Here is a 22,340-nt window from a genome sequence, read left to right as displayed (position 1 = left end):
AAACCCCCCACAGTTTTTTGCGCAAAAACCGCGCATTTGTAATGTTTTTGAACAGAGACTTTAATCAACTTCGTTAACGATAACAACTACTGTGAAAGCCGCAATTATTTGGTGTTCACAATATCGTTAGCAGCGAATCCGGCGAACAGAAAACGGGCGTTCGACCCTGTGGATCGAACGCCCGATTTGTTCTCAAGCCCCTTGGTCGAGGGAAGCACACCGGGTGGTGTGTCTCACCCTCGATTAGCCGATCCTGGTGAGGTTTTCACCTGAATGCGGCGGCTTGAAGGACGCGCGCGAGGCTCCGAATCGACAGTCAGGACGTCTGGCGTCGTCCCGGTGACGATGCTGCCACAGCCAAAGCCGTAGCGGCTTCACGGAGCCTCCGGAGAGCGAGGCCTCCCACGCGTCAGCGCAGTGTCGTGAACATCAATGACGATCCAGTGCGGCTTTTGGTCCGATCCGATGTCCTGGTCACCCTGGCAAAGCACCTGGTCTTCGGGTCATTCTACTCGCCGCCACGCCGGTCGCGTTTCCCAAGGGGGAGATGCGTCGCCCGCGCGGGTATCTGTCACAGAGACCACCGATCTTTCCGGATGCAAGAATGTCCCGGTTGCCCAAAACATCGCAAGCCCGTCCAGCCGACAGTCACCCCATTCGGCCCTTCATGAAACGCCATCCGCGAGAATGATGTTTCGAACCGTCTGGCGTTGTTGTGGTCAAAATCCCAAAGGGCCTTGAGCCACCCCTCCATCTCTTTATCTATGCTCTCACTGAACCAGAAGTTCAGTAACAAGAACAAAAATTAAAGACTGAAGTCACAACAACCGCGTTGATAAAATCTTGCGTTCGCATTACAACGAAGTCTACAAAAAAGTAATAACAATGTAAAAAAAGTTGTTGAGTGTATTTATACTTAATAACAATTTAATAACAATTTACTCACAGACTTATCCACAATTGTTTAATGCGGTTTTTTAACCGCCTGTTTTGTTTGGATTTTCTGTATGGCGCCGGGTCTATTTGAAGTGCCGTAATCCTGCTGCAATGCAAAACATTTTGACAGTTCGGGCTGAGACCTTACTGTGTGCGCAGCCGCTGAGGCGAGTAGTCAAAAAAGGTATCAAAGCATGACGACGGAAAATCGACCGCTATCTCCGCATTTGCAGATTTATCGTTGGCAGTGGACCATGGCCTATTCCATCCTTCATCGCGCGACGGGTATTGCGCTGGGGGTTGGGACGTTGCTTTTGGTCTGGTGGCTGGTGGCGCTGGCGACAGGGCCTGAAGCCTTCGGGAGTGCGCAAGCCGTTATGGGCAGCTTCTTTGGTCGACTGTTCTTGTTCGGCTGGACCTTTGCCTTGTTTTATCATCTTGCAAATGGTGTTCGACATCTGGTCTGGGATACAGGCCATGGATTTGATCTGGATGTGGCCCAAAGGACAGGACATGCGGTGCCCATCGTGGCGGCGTGCCTGACATTGGTAACATGGATCATTGGGTATTTCGCCATTTGACGCTGGTGGCGTAAGAGACAACAGGGGATATACAGATGAGTTTGAAGACACCACTTGGCCAGGTGCGCGGACTGGGATCGGCCCGCAGTGGAACGCATCATTGGTGGATGCAGCGTGTGACAGCGGTGGCGCTGGTGCCGCTGACGCTGTGGTTTATCCTTTCAATGGTGGGGCATGCCGGGGCAGAGCATGGCGAAATGGCTAACTGGCTCGCCTCTCCCTTCAACGCCATTATGATGGTGTTGCTGATCGGTGCGACATTCCATCACCTGCAATTGGGTTTGCAAGTCGTCGTAGAGGACTACATCCATGGCGAAGCCGCAAAAGTTGGTGTCATGCTGGTGGTCAAGCTGGCCTCTGTCGCGCTGGCGGTTGCTGCGGTGTTTGCGGTGCTGAAGGTGGCCTTTACCGCCTGATGCGCGGAAAACGCTGCTTGTTGAAAACACGGACTAACCCGAAAGAGGGATCCGAGAATGACTGAAGCCTATACCGTGATTGATCATTCCTATGACGTCGTCGTCGTGGGGGCTGGCGGCGCCGGGTTGCGTGCCACGTTTGGACTGGCAGAAAAAGGTCTGAAGACAGCCTGTGTCACCAAGGTGTTCCCGACCCGCTCTCATACCGTTGCAGCGCAGGGAGGGATTTCGGCAGCTCTGGGCAATATGGGCCCGGATGACTGGCGTTGGCACATGTATGACACTGTCAAAGGGTCTGACTGGTTAGGCGACCAGGACGCGATCGAATATATGGTGCGCGAAGCCGCGCCCGCGATTGTCGAACTGGAACATTATGGCGTGCCTTTCAGCCGCACCGAAGACGGCAAGATCTATCAGCGACCCTTTGGCGGCATGACAACGAAATTCGGAGAAGGTCCGGCGGCACAGCGCACTTGTGCCGCCGCCGACCGGACCGGACACGCGATGTTGCATACGCTGTATCAACAATCGCTGAAGCATGACGCGGAATTCTTTATCGAATATTTCGCCATCGACCTGATCATGGATGACGATGGCTCTTGCCGGGGCGTCCTCGCCTGGAACCTGGATGACGGGACGCTGCATCGCTTTAACGCAAAACAGACAGTGCTGGCGACCGGCGGTTACGGCCGCGTCTTCTTCTCAGCGACGTCTGCCCATACCTGCACAGGCGATGGCGGTGGCATGGTGCTGCGCGCCGGTCTGCCGCTGCAGGATTGCGAATTCGTTCAGTTCCACCCGACGGGCATTTACGGGGCGGGGTGTCTAATCACTGAAGGCGTGCGCGGGGAAGGCGGCTATCTGACCAATTCAGAGGGCGAGCGCTTTATGGAACGCTATGCGCCGTCTGCTAAGGATCTGGCCAGCCGGGATGTTGTCTCCCGCTCTATGACCATGGAAATCCGGGAAGGCCGGGGCGTTGGTGCGAAAAAGGATCATATCCACCTGCATCTGGAACATCTGTCCCCGGCGGTCATCCATGAGCGCCTGCCTGGCATTGAAGAAACCGCGAAAATTTTTGCCGGTGTCGATGTGACCAAGGAGCCGATTCCGGTTATCCCGACCTGCCATTATAATATGGGCGGCATTCAGACCAATTATCATGGTGAGGTTGTCACTCTGAAGGACGGGGATCCGAATTCTCCCGTTCCGGGTCTGATGGCGGCGGGGGAAGCGGCATGCGTATCCGTTCATGGGGCAAACCGCTTGGGATCCAATTCCTTGCTGGACCTGGTCGTGTTTGGGCGTTCTGTCGCCAATCGATGCGCAGAAACCGTGGATCCGACGGAAAAGACGCGGCCTTTGACTAAGGATGCGACTGATGCGGCAATTGATCGTTTTGATCGGCTGCGTCATGCCAAAGGATCGACCACGACTGCGGCACTTCGCGGGCGTATGCAGCATGTTATGCAGAATAACTGTGCTGTGTTCCGCACCGGCGAAGTCCTGCAGGAAGGCATTGATGAATTGAAGAAGATTTGGGCCGATAAGGACGATATCTCTGTTTCTGATCGCGGCATGGTCTGGAATTCGGATCTGGTGGAAACACTGGAATTTGAAAACCTGATCGGCCAGGCGATGGTCACGATTGTCGGCGCTGAGAACCGCAAGGAAAGCCGCGGCGCACAAGCTCGGGAGGATTATTCCGAGCGGAACGACAAGGAATGGATGAAACACACTCTGGCCTGGCTGAATGAGGACGGAACGGTGAAACTGGATTATCGCCCCGTTACAATGAGCCCGATGACCAATGATGTTCAGGCCATCCCGCCCAAGGCCCGCGTCTATTAAGAGCATTCGTGAAACGAGGATTATAGGTTATGGCTGAATTCGCACTGCCTGCTAATTCAAAGATTGGCAAAGGAACATCCTGGCCGGTTAAATCCGGTGGGAAGAATGTCCGGAAGTTCAATATCTATCGCTGGAACCCGGATGATGGGAAGACGCCCCAGGTCGACACCTATGAGGTGGATCTGGATGAATGTGGCCCAATGGTTCTGGATGCGCTGATCAAGATTAAGAATGAGGTGGACCAGACCCTGACTTTCCGTCGCTCCTGTCGTGAGGGAATTTGCGGGTCCTGTGCGATGAATATTGACGGCACCAACACGCTGGCCTGTACCAAGTTCATCGATGATGTGAAGGACGAGGTGAACATCTATCCACTGCCCCATATGAAGGTGGTCAAGGATCTGGTGCCAGACCTGAATAATGCTTATGCCCAGTTGGCTTCTGTTGAGCCATGGCTGAAATCCAAAACACCGCCCCCGCCTGACAAGGAGCGGCTGCAGACACCCGAAGACCGGCGCAAGCTGGACGGGCTGTACGAATGCATTCTGTGCTTTTCCTGCGCCACGTCCTGCCCAAGCTATTGGTGGAACAGCGAGCGTTATCTGGGCCCCGCTGTTCTGTTGCAGGCCTATCGTTGGCTTGTCGATAGTCGGGATGAGGCGACTGGTGAAAGACTGGATAATCTGGAAGATCCCTTCCGGCTGTATCGCTGTCACACCATTATGAATTGTTCCAAGACCTGCCCGAAAGGTCTGAACCCGGCCAAGGCAATTGCGGAAATCAAGAAGATGATGATCGCGCGGCAAGGGTGATGGGGTAGACGAACAGGTTTGTATAATAAGAAACGGAGCCTTCAGGCTCCGTTTTTTGTGACTTTAAAAGGCAATGCATAGAAAAGCCTGCCGCTGTTGAATTCTTACTGAGGCCCACCTGCCGCTGGCGCAATATTGATGACGTCGTCAGCGTTTGGTTCCTGCGCAACCTGTTGGCCTGGTGTTGTGGTCGCAACCAGCACGGCGGCAGATGCAATCAGGATGGCAAAAGCGGCAATGATCCATTTGCTGGATCGTAAACATGTTTTTTCGGTAATACCTGTTCGGGTCCAAGGGCTGGTCGTCGGATGGGAGTGAGATTTGGCATGTTGCGGATGGAATCCGAAGTCACTGCGGTTTATGCCACAGTCCTTTAATGCCTGGCCAAGCTCCCTCCTTGGCCTTTCCAGATAGGGACTCGTCATGCTGGATATGATCCTTAAAGCGCGCGATTATAGTTTGTCATATGCCGACCCCAAAAAGGCAGCCGCCTTATACCACAGATAGATGTGTGACGGAACCGTGAATCTTGCCGCCCAACCCAGCTATTGGCCCCAGAAAATTAAGGAAAATGACCCTGTGCTGCGATGGAAAATAAGATCATATTCTGGTCCAATTACACCCGCTGGAGGATAAGATGTTTCTACCGGAAGTATTTAATTTAACAGAGTCTGAAAGGATATTATCGGATATTGCGAAAAATAGTTTTGGGCTCTTGATCAGCGCCGGAGATTCCGCCGAACACATTCCCTTTACGACGCCTTTACCAATGATAATCGACGGTGCGGTTTTGTACGGCCATATGGCACGGGCGAACCCACATTGGCGGCTGTTTGACGGGGAGCGTGTGGCCCAGGCGGTTTTTATGGGGCCGCATGCTTATATTTCGCCAACCTGGTACCCGGATCCGTCAAAGTCCGTTCCAACCTGGAACTATACGCTGGCCCGTGTCATTGGGCGCCCAAAAGTGTTGGATGATGACGCAAAAATAACGTGGTTGATGAATACGCTGTCCCACAAATACGAAGGGGATGGGGGATGGGCGCCTGATCTCACCGATCCTGCCTTCATGGCCGGTATGCGCCGGGGCATTGTTGCCTTTCACATGACCGTTGACCAGATCGACGGTAAGGCCAAGCTGTCGCAGAACAAACCACAGGACGTTGCGCAAAGTGTCGCAGACCGACTGCGAGATCAGGGGGAAATCGAATTGTCTGCCGCCATGCACAAAACATTCAAATAGTCGTCGTTTATCGATATGACTGAATATGCCATATGAATCAATGTGGTCATTGTGATGCACGCATCGAGATCGGTGTTGATTTGGGACTTGGGCGATTGGGGTTAGAAATGAGACTGAATGATCAAGTTTGGACATGCATAACAGCCATTCTAATGCTGTGTTTTTTGGCGGTGAAAACTTCTGTTCAGGCCAGTGAAGCACCCGCAGGAGGCAGTTATCTGGATATGGGGCAGGCTGTGGTTCAGATGTCTGGTACCGAGTGTGGCATTAGAAACCTGGCTGTTTCCTATCAGCTGGAATACAGCAATCCCAGCAATGCTGCCTATCTGACCGCGAATAAGCCCAAGGTTCAATCCATCGTTTTTGGGGCTTTGTCAGATTACTTCGCAACCCATGACTCCTATACATTTGAATCGGTTCGGGCCTTGCTGGATACGGAAATCAGAGAAGCCTTCGGGGCGGATATAGTGTCGAGCGTTGTCATAACGCAGGTTTCTCAGTTCGGCCAATAACCCGAAGCCAGGATTTAATCAAACATCTGCGGCCATGGTGCAGGGGGCATCCGCCCCTTTGCGCAGAGTAAGCCTGCCGGATTCTCCGCCAGAGTCACTTGCCCATACACCATTCAAAAACAGGGCATCAGGCTTAAACTGACCCTTGAAGCGACCGTCCGCGACAAAATTATCGCTGGTGGCATTGCGCTCCCACAGCTCGAAACTGTGTTTTAAGGGGTCATAGATTAATTCCGTGTCGACGAAATTGATCTCATTATCCGGCCCGGTGATATAGCGCGATACGCCAGTCAAGCGCAGGCGGCCATCCTGTAATGTCTCCCTGTCTGTGAAGACCAGTTGAATGCATTGCAAAGCCGCATCGCCATGGGGACGCTCAGAATCCCAAATGAAATAACCGCTATAGACGGTCGCAGGGGCCGGGCTGGGCGGTACAGTCCCCGTCGTCTGACAGCCGCTGGTGGTCGCTGCGATCAGGCACAGCACAACAACGCCAAACCAGCCTGGGCGTATCGAGCGGGTAGTGAGCATAGAGCCTAAGGCCGTCATTTGGGTCCGATCTAAATCTGGGCAAAGGCCAGACAGCAACCGTGCACTGAAAGGGAGGGTACGATCAAGCCCGCCCTGGCCCAATGATAGTGCACATTCTGTTGATCTAACAAAGCCTGTGTTGCCTGAATATCGGCAACACCAATGCGCATGGCTGCAAAATGCGGGGTAGCCGGGGCTGAACTGGCCGCCCCTTCCCCATACCATAATTGATAGTTGTCCAGGGTCATGACACGAATGCGGCCCCGCATGGTCTCACAGGTCAGGCCATCCGGGTCTGAATGAACGGCTTCTGGTGCCTGCAGTTTTTCCAGGATGGGTCGCAGGGAGTCTGGATCCTTGGCGATGATGGCAACTTCTTCCAGGGTTTTCGCGCCGTTGGGATGTTTCTGATAATCCGGCTTCCAGAAATATTCCGGCGCGTGTTGCTGGCAGGTGAAGAAGGCGGCGTCCGGCATTTCGGGTGGTGGCGCGAAGGCCAGCGAAAAGGCGACCCGCACCGAGCTACCGTCCGGCAGCTTTGCCTGGCGCTCAAAATCAAAGGGGTCCAGATCGGGCAGGCCCCGCTGTGCAAACTGATCCCGGTCCGCGCGGGCGTCGTGGCTTTCAAACACGACCATCGCACAGCCTTCCCGATGTTTGGAATAGTCATTCAGGAACGCACCGAAACTGAAAGTTCGACCCCCATGGGGAAACAGCTTTTCCGGTGCGGCGACTTCCAGAACTTCCAGAAAGCTGCCTTGCAACTGAACCAACTGATTGGCCGTGCCCCAGCTATGTTCCGCTCGGGGCGTCAGGGTGAAGCCCAATTGAGCATAGGTTTCCTGCGCTCTTTCCAGGGCAGCCACAGCCAGGACAAGGTGGTCCAAGCCCCGGTCGGGAAGGTAGATTGTTTCGCGGGTCATGATTGGGTCCTATCTTTAACATCAGGTATGATTTTAACGCTGACTCTGGTTCTTTTGATCTAGGTCGCGTGTCCTTAAAAAGTTATTTAGGGCGTTGAAGGCCACTTCGGGCGCTTCTTCCGGGATGAAGTGCCCGCTTGGCATCGGGGTGAATTGGGGGTGTTCGCACCAGCCTCGCCAAATACTTTTAACGTCAAAATGCCGCCCAACAACCCCATGTTGCCCCCAGAGGACGAGGGTAGGGCACTGTATTTTTTTCCCCGATGTACGGTCTGCGGCGTCGTGCTTCTGATCGATATGATAGCCAGCCCTGAAACACTCACACATTGCGGTGACGGAGGCTGACTGTATATGCGCCGTCAGATAGGCTTTTAACGCCAGCGGATCATAGCAATCGGCCTCCTCAACCAACCCGAACAGAATCAGGCGTATGAATGCCTCAGCATTCTTGCCAATCAGCGTGTCTGGAATCGGGTAATCCTGAGTCAGGAAAGAAAAGTAGAAATAATCCTGCGCAATTTGGGCATTAAGACCCTCATAGAAATCCAAGGCCGGGATGATGTCCATGATGGCAAGGTGCGTGACAGTCTGCGGATGGTCCAGGGCCAATCGCCGGGCGACGCGTGCGCCCCTGTCATGTCCGACAAGCGCGAAGGTACCATGCCCCAATGCCCGCATTACCGCGATCTGTTCACGGGCCATTTGACGCTTTGTGTAGGCGTCATGCCCTTCTGCGTGACCGGGCTTATGGGTTTCGCCCCGCCCCCGCAGATCGGTCAGAACGACACTGAATCGTTCAGCCAGGCGCGGCGCGATGTGATGCCAGCACAAATGGGTCTGTGGATCCCCATGCAACATCAGTAGAGCCGGTCCAGTGCCGCCTGTTAGCGCGAGGACCTGCGCCCCGTCAATATCAACGAATTGACGCTGAAAACCAGGTAATAATGCTGCGTCAGCCTCCTCAAAGATGCTCATTCAGCCAGTCCTTATAATCGTTTATTGCGGCTTCATCCCGTTGAAAGAATGACCATCGGCCAATTCTGTTAACGGTCAGGAAGCGCGCGCGGCGCAGTAACTCCAGATGTCGGCTGACTGTGGGCTGAGCCATCTCCAATCGTTCGGTCAGCAGTGTGACACAGACCCCGATTTCAGACGGCCTGCCTGTCTCTTGATGCGAAAAATATCGATCCGGGCTAGCCAGCCATTCAAGAATGGACAACCGCGTATCGCTTGCCAGTGCTTTTGTTTGTTCCAGTCGATCTATCATACGCTATTATTAAATAGTTAAATAGCTATATGTCAATGCGCATGTTTAACCTTAAAGGGAAGAGAGGATTTGGACACCTTCAGTTCAGTTGAAATTACCCTAACCGATGTAATCCTGAAAAAAGGATAGGCTGCGTTCCAGGGCCAGGGCCGCGCTGGGCCCGTCATAGCTGGCCCGTTGGTCGCAATTGAACCCATGATCTGCTGGATAAACAAAGGCCTCCACCATCTTGGGATACAGGTCCGCCAGCATCGCGCCGTCGGTGCTGGGGATCATGGCGTCCTTCTCGCCATAATGCAGAAGGACAGGGCATTCAGGGGCTTCATCTTTAAACGTGGCGGCGCCGCCATAGTATCCAATGGCCGCAGACAGGCCATCCAGCTTGGCCGCACTGCGCCAGGCCAGGGCACCGCCATAACAATATCCTACGGTACCGACAGCCAGCCCTTCTGATTTCAACAAGGAAACAGCAGCCTGTAAATCCAACAGCGGTTTATCGAACCCGATCTCAACCCGAATGTCGCGGCCCTTTTGGACATCCCCCTGAGTGTAACCCAATTCTATATCGGGGGCGGATCGGTCATAGAGTTGAGGGGCTATAACGCTATAGCCTTGTGCCGCATAGCCATCGGCAACGGATCGAATATGATCGTTCACGCCAAAGATCTCTTGAATAACCACAATGCCGCCCCGAGCATCCCCTTCAGGATCCGCCCGGTATGCTTTAAGTGTGAACCCATCAATGGCGCTAAGCGTGATCGTGCTTCCCATTTTTACCTCTCCGCAAGATGCTTTTAGATAAAGCCCTTCTGTTTCAGGAAGCCGATTACCTGTTCTGCCAGTTCTGCAGGGGTTCCGGTGGTTGTGTCCAGCCGAAGCTCTGGATTAACAGGGGCTTCATAGGGTGAATCGATCCCGGTGAAATTCTTGATCTGACCGGCTCGCGCCTTGGCATATAGGCCTTTCGGGTCCCGGGTTTCACAGACCGCCAGGGGGGTGTCGACGAAAATTTCCAGGAACTCATCTTCCTCGACCAGATCCCGGGCCAAATCCCGTTCGCTGCGGAAGGGGGAGATGAAGGATACAAGCGTGATCAGGCCGGCATCCACGAACAGTTTCGCCGTTTCTGCAACGCGGCGGATGTTTTCCACCCGGTCGGTTTCGGTGAAGCCCAGATCCTTGTTCAGGCCGTGCCGTACATTGTCCCCATCCAGAATATAGGTGTGTCGTCCAATCGCGAGCAGATGCTTTTCCACCAGATTTGCGACAGTCGATTTCCCGGCGCCTGACAGGCCTGTGAACCACAGGATTGCAGGCTTCTGGCGCTTTAGTTCTGCGCGCACCTGTTTTGTGACATCCAATTCCTGCCAGACCAGATTGGTTGCCCGGCGCAGACCAAAACTGATCATGCCCGCCCCAACGGTCGCATTGGTATAGCGGTCGATCAGGATGAAAGCACCGGTCTGCGGATTATCGGTATAGGGATCATAGGTGATCGCCTGATCCAGTGCCAGATTGCACAGGGCAACTTCATTCAGGTCCAATGTCTTGGCGGCATTGTGTTCCAGCGTGTTCACATTGATCTTGTGCTTTAGCTCGGTAATCGCGGCTCCGACAGTTTGGGTCCCCAGCTTCAGGATATACTGTCTCTCCGGGATCATGGGCGCATCGGCCATCCAAATGACATGGGCGGCGAATTGATCCGTAACGCTGGCTGGCTGTTCGGCATCGCACAGGATGTCACCGCGGCTGACATCAATCTCGTCCGCCAAGGTCAGGGTGATCGCCTGACCCGGTTGGGCGCGATCCAGATCCCCATCCAATGTGACAATCCGTGCTATGGTGCTTGGCTTGCCAGAGGGCAGGGCGATGACATGTTGACCCTGGTGCACCGGTCCACCGGAAACAGTGCCACTGAACCCACGGAAATCCAGACTCGGCCGATTGACCCATTGTACAGGCATCCGGAAGGAACCGCCGGGCTGGTCTTCCGGAAGCGGCGCACTTTCCAGGCAGTTCAGTAGAGTTGGACCATCATACCAGGGCATGGATGTGCTGGGGGTCATCAAATTATCGCCCTTCAGGGCGGATAGCGGGATGGCGGATATGGTCTGGTTCCCCGACAGCTGGGCCGCGAAGCTCCGATATTCGGCAACGATACGGTCAAAGACATCCTGATCATAATTGACCAGGTCCATTTTGTTGACCGCCAGAAGGATTGTTTTGATTCCCAACAGGGAAACGATGAAGGAATGGCGCCGTGTCTGGGTCAGAACCCCGCGCCTGGCATCGATCAGGATAACGGCAGCCGAAGCGGTGGATGCGCCCGTCGCCATATTGCGGGTATATTGCTCATGACCTGGCGTATCCGCGACGATGAATTTGCGCTTGTCGGTGGCAAAGAAACGATAGGCGACGTCAATGGTGATGCCCTGTTCCCGTTCGGCCTGTAACCCATCGACCAGAAGGGCGAAATCCAGACCGTCCTTGACGGTGCCGTCGCGTTTGCTGTCTGCCTCTAGGGCGGTCAATTGATCTTCGAATATCAATTTGGAATCATACAGCAGACGCCCGATCAGGGTGGATTTCCCATCATCGACGGATCCACAGGTAATGAAGCGCAACAGGTCTTTTTGTTCCTGTGCAGCCAGATAGGCATCAATGTCTTCGGGTGTCAGGGTCGCGGGGGTGTCAGCGCTCATCAGAAATAGCCCTCCCGCTTTTTCTTCTCCATCGATCCGGCCTGATCATGGTCAATCATGCGGCCCTGTCGTTCAGACGTCCGGGAAATCAGGGTTTCGGAGATAATGGCCTGCAGCGTGTCCGCGGGACTCTCCACCGCGGCGGTCAGGGGATAGCAGCCCAGGGTGCGGAAGCGGACCATTTTTTGCTGTGGGGTCTCTCCCTCCCGCAGGGGCAGGCGCTCGTCATCCACCATGATCCATTGCCCATCGCGCAGGACGACCGGGCGTTCCTTTGCAAAATAAAGCGGTGGGATCGGGATGCTTTCCGCATGGATATATTGCCAGATGTCCAATTCTGTCCAGTTGGAAATGGGGAAGGCGCGCACGCTTTCCCCCTGGGCAATGCGGGTATTGTACAGCGACCACAATTCCGGGCGCTGGTTTTTCGGGTCCCAGACATGACCCTTGCTGCGGAAAGACATGACCCGTTCTTTTGCGCGGGATTTTTCCTCATCCCGGCGGGCCCCGCCAATGGCACAATCAAACTTATAGTGATCCAGCGCCTGTTTCAGGGCCTGTGTCTTCATCACATCGGTATGGACGGATGACCCATGGCTAAACGGCCCAACGCCATCGCGCAGCCCATCCGGGTTGGTGTGGACTATCAGGTCGATCCCCAATTCCGCAGCGCGCTGGTCCCGGAAGGAGATCATTTCCTTAAATTTCCAGGTCGTATCAATGTGCAACATCGGAAAGGGGGGCACGGAAGGATAGAACGCCTTCATCGCCAGATGCAGCATCACCGACGAATCCTTGCCAATGGAATACATCATCACCGGCTTTTCAAACGAGGCCGCAACCTCGCGAAAAATATGGATACTTTCTGCTTCCAGACGTCGAAGATGCGTTATTCTATCATTCATTTGTGTACAAATTCCCTAATCACATTTTTATAATGTCAAAACACAGAGGCTCACTAACGTATCACAGCGCCCCTGTCCAGCGCCATTTACCAGGTCCGTATTGTTACGCGCCATCACTATTGATCTTTCATATGGTTGCGCCAGGGAAATGATCTTCCCGATAATACAATCGTGGCAGATGGTGGGATCGGGACGCCCATTTGCTTAATTTGCTGCGACCAGATCACCATTGGCGGGGGTCCCGAATGCAATCAGGCAATTGCCGGATAAACGGATCCAGTGACTTAATATATTCTTCGGGCAATTGAGACACAGTTTTTGCCGCTTGCGCAAATTCGATGACCTGCTCCGGGCGTTCTGCGCCCAAAACAAGTGTGGTTGCTCCTGTCGCATCAAACGCGGCTTTCATAAGCAAACTGAGCACTGACATATTCAACGAACCCGCCATATGGTTCAATTTGGCCAGAATGGGAGACAGATCCATAAAACGTTGGGGCAGGCGTTCCGGGGGCATTGCAAGCACCCCTTGAAGGAAGACACTTCTGCAAAAAACCGAAACGCCATGGTTGTTGCATAATTCGACAGCGCCCGCCTGTTTGAAGCGTGAATCCAGAAGGTTCCCTGGCATTTGAACCGCGGTGATCGGAAAGTGCTTCAATGCATTCTTGATCTGATCTGGTTCATACACAGAAACGCCAATTGCTGAACATTTCCCTGATTCCAGAAGTGACTCGAGACCCTTTCTGACGGATGCATTTTCGATGTCATCCGCATTGTGCAGCATGAAGCACCAGATGTGAGTCACCTGCAATGTCTGTAGAGATTTATTGGCATTCTCAATCACCCAGGCTGCGGCATTGCCAAAGTCTTTGGGCAGTTTTGGGATCTTTGAGATCAGAGTCGGGGCAATGTTGGTTCCCTTAAGGGGCCTTTCCGTTAACCACTCACCAATAATCGACTCTGACTCGCCATATGCGCGCGCGGTGTCAAAGGCGCGTATTCCGCAAGAGCAGGCTGCGTCCAAGACGGCAAAACTTGTCTCTTTATCTGGTTGACCCTGAAGATTGGCGACCCCGTAGGGCATCCCCAATTGGACGGTGCCAAGCGTGATCAAGGACAAATTCGGGTCAGAATTCAGCATATGCATCCAGAAAGTACATTTCTTCGTATCGATCACGATACTCCAAGCGACCGTTGGGGCAATGCTTCATCATTGTTGACACGACCAGAAGCCTGTTCTAAAGGATCAGCAACACCAGAGGATTAAAGATCCTCCGGTGCGGTAGCTATATAAATGCTTCCGTGTCAAGACGACGCTCCCTCTCCCTTGGTTGGTATTAATGCCTGACAAAGTCGCCGTTGTTATACAAGCGCGCATGGGGTCAAGACGTCTACCAGGGAAAATTCTGATGCCTCTGGCTGGGGCTCCCATGCTGCATCGGCTGGTGGAGCGCGCCAGTCGCGCAACTTGTCTTGATACCCTTATTGTCGCGACGACATCAGAGGTTAAGGACGATCCCGTGCAGGAAATGTGTTTAGCAAGGGGATATAACTGCTATCGCGGATCTGAGGATGATGTTCTGGCGCGTATGATCGGGGCGGCGGGGCAGTCTGATATTGTCGTGCGATTGACTGGGGATAATCCCTTTGTTGACGGTTCCCTGATTGATCGCGTCGTCCAAGGATTGCTGGATGCGGGCCCCGATTGTGTCTATGCAAGCAATATACAACAGTCAGGATATCCCTATGGGCTGTATGTAGAGGTTGCTCGTATGGATGCGCTTGAAAGGGGTCTGGAAAGTTCAGATCCTAACGATCATGAACATGTCACTTGGCACATTCGTCAGGCCCCAGATACATATACGCAGGTCACCATTGTCTCGGATATTGTTTTTGCCGTCCCCTCGCTCACCATCGATACACCAGAAGACTACCAGCTTTTGGCGCCCGTATTTGACAAACTCTACAATCGCAATCCTGCCTTTGGGATGAGTGATATTGCCGGTCTCAACGCTGATTACACCTTCATCACAGGAGAATAAAAGACATGCCGCAGTTGGGACTAGAAATTGCTGGCCGTCAGATCGGCCCTGGCAATCCGCCCTATGTGATCGCGGAAATTGGCATTAATCACGGCGGAAGCGCTGATGTCGCCCGCGAAATGATATCTGTGGCGGCTGCGACGGGCGTCGATGCGGTTAAGCTGCAAACCTTCAAGACGGGCTGTTTTCTGAGCCGTAAGAGCGCCTATTTTGATGTGCTGGCGGCTGCGGAATTATCCCCGAAGGACTTAAAGGCTTTGTCGGAACACGCGGCCACGCTGGGGGTGACATTGTTTTCCGCTGTGTTTGATGAGCCCAGTGCTGATGTGTGGAATGATTTGAATGCGGCTGCTTTTAAAATAGCATCCGGGGACATCACACATCTGCCATTGTTGCGTCATGTCGCAGCGCTTGATCGCCCGGTTATTTTATCCTCTGGTGGTGCCACGATGATAGAAATTGCCCGGGGGCTGGGGGAAATGCGTGCTGTTTCACCGGCGCTGCCCGTGGCGGTCCTACATTGTGTGTCGCATTATCCGACACAGCCGAAAGAAGCGAACCTTGCCTGCATGGCTGCGATCCGTGCCGCCTTTGATTGCCCTGTCGGATTTTCCGACCATACGCTTGGCACGGCAACGGCAGTGGCCGCTGTCGCCTTGGGGGCAGATATCATTGAGAAGCATTTCACCTTGGATCGCGCTGCGGAAGGACCTGATCACGCCCTTTCGGCGGATCCAGATGATATGAAACGATTGGTGGCGGACGTCATGGTCGCCTGGGAGTCGATTGGCAAAAACAAGAAGGCACCGGTTGAAAGTGCCGATCATGTAATGCAGATCCGCCGCAGCCTGGTTGCTGAGCGCCTAATTAAGAAGGGCGAGGTCGTTACCAGGACTATGCTGGGCGTAAAACGCCCCGGAACTGGTGTTCAATCGGCAGATATCGCCAATGTGATTGGAAAACGGGCCGCAGCCGATATCGATGCAGACGATGTTATTACTTGGGACCTGCTGGAAGAGTAAGGCGAAGGGGTAACCCGCAGTCGGTCTGCTACGCAAAAAAGAGTTCTGAAAACGGGGTAAGGTAACATGAGTGTCCCAAACATTCCAAAAGTGCAGTATTGTTCCAAATGTGTTTATCCAAACGTCTCGGCCGTAACATTGGTGATCGATGAGACCGGCGTGTGCAGTGGGTGTCGGGTTCATGCACAAAAGAAAAAGATAAATTGGGCGGAACGCGTCGAATGGTTACTTGAAGAAATAGAACCATATCGTCGCAGTTCAGGTTATGAATGCGTGATCGGCGTTTCCGGGGGTAAGGACAGCTATTTTCAGGTCCATTTCGTCAAGGAAGTGCTGGGACTGAACCCGTTGCTGGTTACTTACAACGGGAACAACTATCTTGATCAGGGTTGGGAAAACCTGATGCGCATGAAGGAAGTCTTCAATGTGGATCATGTTATGGTATCTCCCTCAGTTGACCTTCTGATCAGAATGAACCGATTGGCCTTCCGTATGATGGGCGATATGAACTGGCAAAATCATGCCGGTATCGCGACCATTCCTATGAAGACAGCTGTTCAGCACAACATCCCATTGGTCTTTTGGGGAGAGCATGGCTGGACGGATCTCGGCGGAATGCATTCAATGAATGACTTTGTTGAGTATACTGCCCGGTATCGTAAGGACCAGCTTCTCCGAGGCTATGACTGGTACGATATGATGGGGGACGAAGAAGACCCAATTTCAGAGAATGAATTGGAGTGTTTCAAGTATCCGTCCGATGATGAAATCAACCGGGTTGGGTTGCGCGGTATATTTATTGGAAATTATGACCCCTGGGACGCCAATAAGCATACGCAATTGGTAAAGGATCGATACGGCTGGAAAGAGAATCCGGTTGATTTCGAACGTACATACCGGCGTTTCTCAAATCTTGATGACCGCTATGAAAATGGCGTTCACGATTACTTAAAATACATAAAATTTGGATATGGCCGTGGAACCGACCATGCCTGTAAGGATATCCGATCAGGATATATGACACGGGAAGAAGGTGTCGAAGTCGTTCGCAAGTATGACGCAGTGCGATCCTCTGACCTTTACTACTGGTTGGACTATGTTGGCAAAAACGAAGAATGGTTTGATGAAATCGCCAATGGTTTTCGCAGTTCAAAAGTATGGGTCCAGGATGATGCTGGCGAATGGCATAAGCAAAATCTGTGGGACCCGGAATGATACTTCGGGTTGATGTGACTGCAAACGGTCCTGGTCCGCTTTTATGAAAGTGGCTCTGATTGACTATGGCGTTGGCAATGTTCAGTCGGTTCTGAATTCCGTTCGCCGCAGCGGCGGCAATGCCCAGGTCGTTGAAACGCATGAAGATTTGACGCATTTTCAGTTTGATCGCGTGATCTTCCCCGGCGTTGGTGCGATCGGGAAATCGTTGCAGGAGTTTCGGGCACGGGGGCTTGATAGTGCCCTTAAGGAAGCCGTTCTTGATCGCGGGATTCCTTTGCTGGGTATTTGTGTTGGCATGCAAATGCTATTTCAGGAAGCAGAAGAGTTTGGAACCCATAAAGGGCTTGGCCTGCTGCCCGGTCGGGTCGTTCGACTTAAGGAAGATACAAAAGACAATAGCCAAATCCCACTGCGATTGCCGCATGTCGGTTGGAACACGGTCACACCTTCAGGCAATCATCCTTTGTTTGAAAATGTCGGTGTGACAGACTTCTACTTCGTTCATTCCTATGCCGCAGAATGCGATGATAATGTTGTTCTGGCCCGAACCCAGTATGGGCACGCATTTCCATCCGCTGTCGGTCACGGGGCGGTACTTGGGGTCCAGTTTCATCCAGAAAAAAGTTCCAGGGTCGGGGAACAGCTGATCCGCAATTTCCTGGCGTGGCAACCATGTTAAAGCGTCGTCTGATTCCGGTTCTATTCCTGAAAGATGGATGGATGGTGCGGTCTGAAGAATTCCGCACCCATCAGATTATTGGTGAGCCAGTGTCTCATGTTGAGCGGATGGTACAATGGGACGTGGATGAGTTGATTGTTATCGACATCAGCAAGGGCGCGGAAACAGCATTTGAGCATCACCGCAGTGATTACAGGCATAAGACTGTTTCTACATTGCTGGATTTCATTCAAATGATTTCGGTCGATTGCCGGATCCCCCTGACGATTGGGGGACGTGTTAATTCAGTGGATGCGGTTGCACAGCGGATTCGGCATGGCGCGGATAAGGTCACCATTAATAGTGCTGCCTTGAAGGAACCGGTGTTGATTTCTGACTGCGCCAAAGTGTTTGGCAGTCAAGCGATTGTTGCATCGGTGGACTACAAAACCCAGGATGATGACCAGTTCGTCTGGACAGATTTTGGAAAGACGCGAACACAGCATCGGTTGTTGGATTGGGTCCGCGTTGTTGAAGATCAGGGTGCGGGTGAAATTCTTCTGACGGATATAGATAGAGACGGATCCGCCCAGGGATATGATCTTGAAACAATCGACCGGGTTGCCAATGCGGTGTCGATTCCTGTCATTGCCTGTTCCGGTGCAGGGCATCAGCGGCATTTCTTAAGCTGCTTTGAAAATACCGGGGCCAGCGCTGTTGCCGCCGGAAACATCTTTCATTTCACTGAGAATGCTTACCCACGGGCAAAGACCTTTCTTCGAAGCAAACTTGCCGATATTCGCTAGGGGTATCAGTCAATTCTAGTAAAGGTATTTAGATGATTGCCGTTTTCATTAATAATAAATTGATCAGTACCGATACGATATTACCGCTTGTTATGGAGTTGCATCGCACCGCTGAAACAGGGCCAATACGATTCTATACGTCCAGCCAGTTCACCTATGATGAAATTTGCCTGAACACGGTGCTGTATGACGCCATTCAATCTGTCGGAGAGTTTTGTTTCATCGGGGCGAAATCGCGCACACTACCGGCACGCCTGCTATCGCGACTTCTTTTCTTGCCGTTGATCCTTAAGTTTTTCTTTGCTGCACGAATAGGTCAATTGACCATAATACATTTTGGGATTCTGGATGTCTGGCCATTTCGAATGCTATACTATGTTGCGCGCAACAGGACGTTTAAGTTCGAACAAACGCCTATTGGTCATTCTCAGAAAGAGTCAGAAATCGATAGTATAGAACGGGTGCGGAAGCCCCTGTTAGCCAAACCTGCAGCCTGTATGTCCGTCGGTTTTCGGCACATGGAAGCCAGCGGAATTCTTCTGGATTCTGAAACCGCGCCCCCAACCCTTTTCCATCCACCAGTGTTCAGAACAAAGGCCTGGACAGATTTTGTAGAGGCCCATTCAGATGGTTATCTGAATCAGGATTTTGATCGGGCTGGTGTTGCGCCAAAATCAGAAATACTGACATTCATGCTGGGTTATTTCGGGAAACTGGACTTCCTGATTTCAGAGTCTATTCAACTGGAACTGTTTCATAAGACAATTGAAACATTGCTGGAAGTCGGGGAGGGACGGCCGATTTTCCTGAAGCCGCATGTTATTACCAATAGGGAGGTCCTTAAGGATGCGTTGATGCGCTATCGGGGGAAATCCATCATCGTATCCTATCTGCATCCAGCTGTTCTTGCGTCCCGGTCCCGGTTGTTCGTTGCCAGTTACTACAGCACGACGTTATCCATCGCCAAAGGAATGGGCGTCCCGACCATAGAGTTTTCCGGTTATACTGATAAAGCCCTGGCATTGACTAAGGATGGGTCGATGCGACCGGAATTGGTCGACCATTTCGTAAACCTGGATCGCACTGCTTTTCGTAATGTTGTGCAATCGGTTCTTGCCCGGTCTGATACTATGACGAGAAACAATTCTGTTACGCATCCAATTGATCCGGCTTTGTGTGACCTTCTCACTCACAATGCGTCTGTTTCAGATATTATCAAAACCCCGCAGCCAGTTTGACTGCATTCGATAGGAAGCTGTTTTCAATGACAGAAGTGAACGCAATGGCAGGTGGTTATTCTTTTTCTGATTTACCGCCCAAATGTATTCTAATCAACACGCTGGTTGTTTTCGATTGGTTAAACCGTCCACTGATTGATCGTGTGCGCGCGGCGTACGGGACGAGATTTCTTGTTTTGGGCGGGCGGTCCAGGGAAGCAGAAATTCGCCAGTGGCTGACAGAGGATGATCGTTATGTGGCCATGGAAGATATTCTGGAATTATCATCCGCGCGGCGGTCCGATGAAGAAGAAATAGCAATTGCGCAAGGCTATGAGTCCCGTATGCAGATCAGTTACATCCGGGACATTTTGCAGCAGGACCGCGGGGTTGCGGTTAATCTTGTGAATCAGACTCCCTATAGCCCGTTTCGTAATCCGGAACGATTGGACCTGTTAGAGCATATCGTATCTGTGAACCGGCATATGGAAACCTATGAGACTCTTCTGAAACAGGAGGGGGTGGACCTGATTTTGAGCCGCAGTATGGACATGCAGGGTGCTGTTTTGGCCGAACTGGCAAATGATCTGAAAATCCCTATTACATTTGCACGAGGAACCAGGATCAAGGCGGGTATGACATGGGCCAGTGACGCCTATGTTGGATCAGAATGGAACCAGGAAACATTCGCACAGACTCCAGAGATGCCTCTGGTGGACGAGAGTGCGCTGGTCACGCCCGATGGGCCACGGCAGCACCAGGACCAACTGCGTCAAACCTATGGATTAAAGGCGGTGGCAGTTGATCTGCTGAAAAACACAATCATACGGATCGAGTTTCTGCTGCAAGACCTGCGCGCGCGCAAACGAGGTAAACGGTTGAGTTACGCGGCGGTGATCAAGGCGCGCATCAATGGGTATCTATGTTATCGGTTTATGATGCGTAACAAGACAGACCTATCCGATATCAAAGGCAAAATCCTCTTCTTTCCATTGTCATTGGATCCAGAATATACGGTCCAAACCTTATCCAAGGAATTTTCAGATACCAAAGCCATGGTGCAACAGGTTGCCATGGCCCTGCCGGTTGGTGCGACCCTGGCCCTGAAGGAGCATATGCGGATCGGCACCCGGGCCGTATCCTTCTATAAGGATCTTTTACGATTGCCAAATGTGGTTTTTGTCGATCCTGCGGTGCGCGGAATTGATGTTGTGCGTCAATCGAATGGCGTAGTGTCCCTCAATTCGACGGCCAGCCTTGAGGCGGCTTATATGGGGAAGCGGGCAATGCTCTTTTCATCGCACAGTGAATTCACCCCTATTCCAAGCATAACCAGATTTGAAAGCTTCCTGGATATGCCACAGAAGCTGCAATGGCTTATCAAAGATCTGGATGAGGAAGAAAAGCTTCAGATCAAAAAGGATGCCGCACGCTTCCATGGTTCTTTGATCGCCAAATCCTATCAGGCCGAAGGCGTGCCGTATTTTGGGGGTAAAGTGATGGAGGTTGACCCGAAAGAGATCGATAGAGCGATTGAGCTTTTATCAGAAGTCAGAGCCAGTCAGCTTCGTCGCTTCAAGGCAAAATCGGCGGCATAAGACATGGTCACGATTCTAGATTTTCAGCTCTATGTGTGCCCGCCCACTTTGCCCATCCGGGATGTGATGAGCCGTATCGATCGGTTGCCTGTCAGGGACAAGTTCCAGATTGTCGTAAATGATAATCACCAGGTTCTGGGAACGGTAACGGATGGTGACATCAGACGGGGGCTTTTGCGGGGGCATGCATTGTCTGACGCGGTTGAAGTCGCGATGCATGTGTCGATGCGCCTGGGGAAACAGGGGGCTGATGACGCAAATCTGGCACAGTTGAATGCGATTGAAAGCAACGTCCCGTTCCTTCCGATCGTCGATGACACCGGGCGGTTGTGCGAAATAATCGTTCCTGGCAATCGGCATGCTGCCTTGCATCGTAATGTTCATGCATTGGTTCAGGCTGGTGGTTTCGGAAAGCGATTGGGGTCAAAAACCCGAGATGTTCCCAAACCCCTGCTGCCTATCGGAGGCCGACCTATTCTTGATTACATACTGGAGCGGCTGGAGAGAAGCGGCGTATCGAAAGTCTGGCTGTCTGTTCATTATCTGCCCGAAAAAATAGAAGAATTTGTTGCAAACCGAGACAATAAAACTCAGGTCAATATTTTGCACGAAGAGTATCCGTTGGGAACAGCTGGTTCTATAAGCTTGATTCCAGACAACGATTTTTTAGATCTGCTTGTCGTTAATGGCGATATTTTAACCCAGCTGGATTTCGATACTTTTATGAATTTTCATCAAGATCATGGAAATGAAGCAACGGTTGCGGCCGCAATGCACGAAGTCAAAATTCCTTTTGGTGTCATTCAATATGCGGAGAATGGCAGCTTTAACAGCATAGATGAAAAGCCCACTTTGCGCCATTTTGTGTCTGCTGGGATTAATATTTTCAGCCGGAACCTGTGTAATCTTGTGGCAAAGGATGAAGTCATCGATATGCCTGATCTGATCCATCGCGGAAAGAGTTTGGGTATGTCTGTCGGTGTTTTTCCTATCCATGAGTATTGGACGGATGTTGGAACACCAGAAGATTTTGCCAAGGCTGATAAAGCGATCAATGAGAATGACGCCTGATACTCTCAAAGGACCGTCAGCATTTGGTC

Annotated in this window: 23 protein-coding genes; 14 read left to right on the top strand and 9 right to left on the bottom strand. The window is 52.2% G+C overall.

What is annotated here, in order from left to right; genetic code table 11:
- Positions 1–1,130 precede the first annotated feature (1,130 nt).
- The 4 genes from sdhC to ACOSDR_RS10935 are packed head-to-tail and all read left to right on the top strand — an operon-like array spanning position 1,131 to position 4,596.
- Positions 1,131–1,517: a succinate dehydrogenase, cytochrome b556 subunit gene (gene sdhC, locus ACOSDR_RS10950; protein WP_420722555.1), complete on the top strand. Its 387-nt coding sequence runs from the start codon at positions 1,131–1,133 to the stop codon at positions 1,515–1,517.
- A 35-nt stretch (positions 1,518–1,552) separates the two neighbouring features.
- Positions 1,553–1,933, top strand: a complete 381-nt coding sequence (gene sdhD, locus ACOSDR_RS10945) for a succinate dehydrogenase, hydrophobic membrane anchor protein (protein WP_420731250.1) — start codon at positions 1,553–1,555, stop codon at positions 1,931–1,933.
- 57 nt (positions 1,934–1,990) lie between these two features.
- Entirely contained in the window at positions 1,991–3,784 is a 1,794-nt protein-coding gene (gene sdhA / locus ACOSDR_RS10940) for a succinate dehydrogenase flavoprotein subunit (RefSeq protein ID WP_420722557.1), read from the top strand.
- A 29-nt stretch (positions 3,785–3,813) separates the two neighbouring features.
- Positions 3,814–4,596 carry a succinate dehydrogenase iron-sulfur subunit gene (locus tag ACOSDR_RS10935; RefSeq protein ID WP_420731248.1) on the top strand — a complete coding sequence of 261 codons (783 nt, stop codon included), beginning with the start codon at positions 3,814–3,816 and terminating at the stop codon, positions 4,594–4,596.
- A 104-nt stretch (positions 4,597–4,700) separates the two neighbouring features.
- On the opposite strand, the gene ACOSDR_RS10930 is transcribed toward ACOSDR_RS10935, so the two are convergent.
- A complete protein-coding gene (locus ACOSDR_RS10930; RefSeq protein WP_420722559.1) occupies positions 4,701–5,021 on the bottom strand; it encodes a hypothetical protein in 321 nt (106 codons plus the stop codon).
- Between the two features lie 212 nt (positions 5,022–5,233).
- Between ACOSDR_RS10930 and ACOSDR_RS10925 the strand changes: the two genes are divergently transcribed.
- Together ACOSDR_RS10925 and ACOSDR_RS10920 are read left to right on the top strand one after the other, a co-directional pair.
- Positions 5,234–5,839: an FMN-binding negative transcriptional regulator gene (locus tag ACOSDR_RS10925; RefSeq protein WP_420731246.1), complete on the top strand. Its 606-nt coding sequence runs from the start codon at positions 5,234–5,236 to the stop codon at positions 5,837–5,839.
- A gap of 107 nt (positions 5,840–5,946) precedes the next feature.
- Positions 5,947–6,351 (top strand): hypothetical protein, encoded by a 405-nt coding sequence (locus tag ACOSDR_RS10920; RefSeq protein WP_420731244.1) that lies wholly within the window; start codon positions 5,947–5,949, stop codon positions 6,349–6,351.
- Between the two features lie 18 nt (positions 6,352–6,369).
- On the opposite strand, the gene ACOSDR_RS10915 is transcribed toward ACOSDR_RS10920, so the two are convergent.
- The 8 genes from ACOSDR_RS10915 to ACOSDR_RS10880 form a co-directional block, all read right to left on the bottom strand.
- Positions 6,370–6,882 carry a hypothetical protein gene (locus tag ACOSDR_RS10915; RefSeq protein WP_420722562.1) on the bottom strand — a complete coding sequence of 171 codons (513 nt, stop codon included), beginning with the start codon at positions 6,880–6,882 and terminating at the stop codon, positions 6,370–6,372.
- Between the two features lie 29 nt (positions 6,883–6,911).
- Positions 6,912–7,805, bottom strand: a complete 894-nt coding sequence (locus ACOSDR_RS10910) for a VOC family protein (RefSeq protein ID WP_420731243.1) — start codon at positions 7,803–7,805, stop codon at positions 6,912–6,914.
- Between the two features lie 33 nt (positions 7,806–7,838).
- Complete coding sequence (locus tag ACOSDR_RS10905; RefSeq protein WP_420722564.1) at positions 7,839–8,780, bottom strand: alpha/beta fold hydrolase; 942 nt, start codon at positions 8,778–8,780, stop codon at positions 7,839–7,841.
- Positions 8,767–9,072 (bottom strand): ArsR/SmtB family transcription factor, encoded by a 306-nt coding sequence (locus ACOSDR_RS10900; RefSeq protein ID WP_420722565.1) that lies wholly within the window; start codon positions 9,070–9,072, stop codon positions 8,767–8,769. Before ACOSDR_RS10900 ends, ACOSDR_RS10905 begins: the two co-directional genes overlap by 14 nt.
- Positions 9,073–9,171: 99 nt before the next feature.
- Positions 9,172–9,843, bottom strand: coding sequence for a dienelactone hydrolase family protein (locus tag ACOSDR_RS10895; RefSeq protein WP_420722566.1), 672 nt, complete (start codon positions 9,841–9,843; stop codon positions 9,172–9,174).
- A 23-nt stretch (positions 9,844–9,866) separates the two neighbouring features.
- Positions 9,867–11,774, bottom strand: coding sequence for a sulfate adenylyltransferase subunit CysN (gene cysN / locus ACOSDR_RS10890; protein WP_420722567.1), 1,908 nt, complete (start codon positions 11,772–11,774; stop codon positions 9,867–9,869).
- Positions 11,774–12,667, bottom strand: a complete 894-nt coding sequence (gene cysD, locus ACOSDR_RS10885; protein WP_420723121.1) for a sulfate adenylyltransferase subunit CysD — start codon at positions 12,665–12,667, stop codon at positions 11,774–11,776. The genes cysN and cysD overlap by 1 nt, the downstream gene beginning before the upstream one ends.
- Before the next feature lie 235 nt (positions 12,668–12,902).
- On the bottom strand, positions 12,903–13,856 hold the full coding sequence (locus ACOSDR_RS10880) for an aldo/keto reductase (protein ID WP_420722568.1): 954 nt from the start codon (positions 13,854–13,856) through the stop codon (positions 12,903–12,905).
- A gap of 163 nt (positions 13,857–14,019) precedes the next feature.
- Between ACOSDR_RS10880 and ACOSDR_RS10875 the strand changes: the two genes are divergently transcribed.
- From ACOSDR_RS10875 to ACOSDR_RS10840, 8 genes are all read left to right on the top strand, one after another.
- Positions 14,020–14,721 carry a cytidylyltransferase domain-containing protein gene (locus ACOSDR_RS10875; protein ID WP_420722569.1) on the top strand — a complete coding sequence of 234 codons (702 nt, stop codon included), beginning with the start codon at positions 14,020–14,022 and terminating at the stop codon, positions 14,719–14,721.
- 5 nt (positions 14,722–14,726) lie between these two features.
- Positions 14,727–15,743, top strand: coding sequence for an N-acetylneuraminate synthase family protein (locus ACOSDR_RS10870; protein WP_420731242.1), 1,017 nt, complete (start codon positions 14,727–14,729; stop codon positions 15,741–15,743).
- 66 nt (positions 15,744–15,809) lie between these two features.
- A complete protein-coding gene (locus ACOSDR_RS10865; RefSeq protein WP_420722571.1) occupies positions 15,810–16,958 on the top strand; it encodes an N-acetyl sugar amidotransferase in 1,149 nt (382 codons plus the stop codon).
- Between the two features lie 43 nt (positions 16,959–17,001).
- The gene (hisH, locus tag ACOSDR_RS10860) at positions 17,002–17,640 is read left to right on the top strand and encodes an imidazole glycerol phosphate synthase subunit HisH (protein ID WP_420722572.1); all 639 of its coding nucleotides are present in this window, start codon (positions 17,002–17,004) and stop codon (positions 17,638–17,640) included.
- Positions 17,634–18,425, top strand: a complete 792-nt coding sequence (gene hisF, locus ACOSDR_RS10855) for an imidazole glycerol phosphate synthase subunit HisF (protein WP_420731241.1) — start codon at positions 17,634–17,636, stop codon at positions 18,423–18,425. Before hisH ends, hisF begins: the two co-directional genes overlap by 7 nt.
- Positions 18,426–18,457: 32 nt before the next feature.
- A complete protein-coding gene (locus tag ACOSDR_RS10850) occupies positions 18,458–19,663 on the top strand; it encodes a hypothetical protein (protein WP_420731239.1) in 1,206 nt (401 codons plus the stop codon).
- 26 nt (positions 19,664–19,689) lie between these two features.
- On the top strand, positions 19,690–21,240 hold the full coding sequence (locus tag ACOSDR_RS10845) for a hypothetical protein (RefSeq protein ID WP_420731238.1): 1,551 nt from the start codon (positions 19,690–19,692) through the stop codon (positions 21,238–21,240).
- Between the two features lie 3 nt (positions 21,241–21,243).
- Entirely contained in the window at positions 21,244–22,311 is a 1,068-nt protein-coding gene (locus ACOSDR_RS10840; RefSeq protein ID WP_420722576.1) for a sugar phosphate nucleotidyltransferase, read from the top strand.
- Positions 22,312–22,340: the final 29 nt, after the last annotated feature.

The organism is Hwanghaeella sp. 1Z406, assembly GCF_048892425.1.
Taxonomy (GTDB): domain Bacteria; phylum Pseudomonadota; class Alphaproteobacteria; order UBA8366; family Aestuariispiraceae; genus Pacificispira.
Note: the sequence above shows the minus strand (reverse complement) of the source record. Positions and strands in the feature narration are given on the sequence as shown.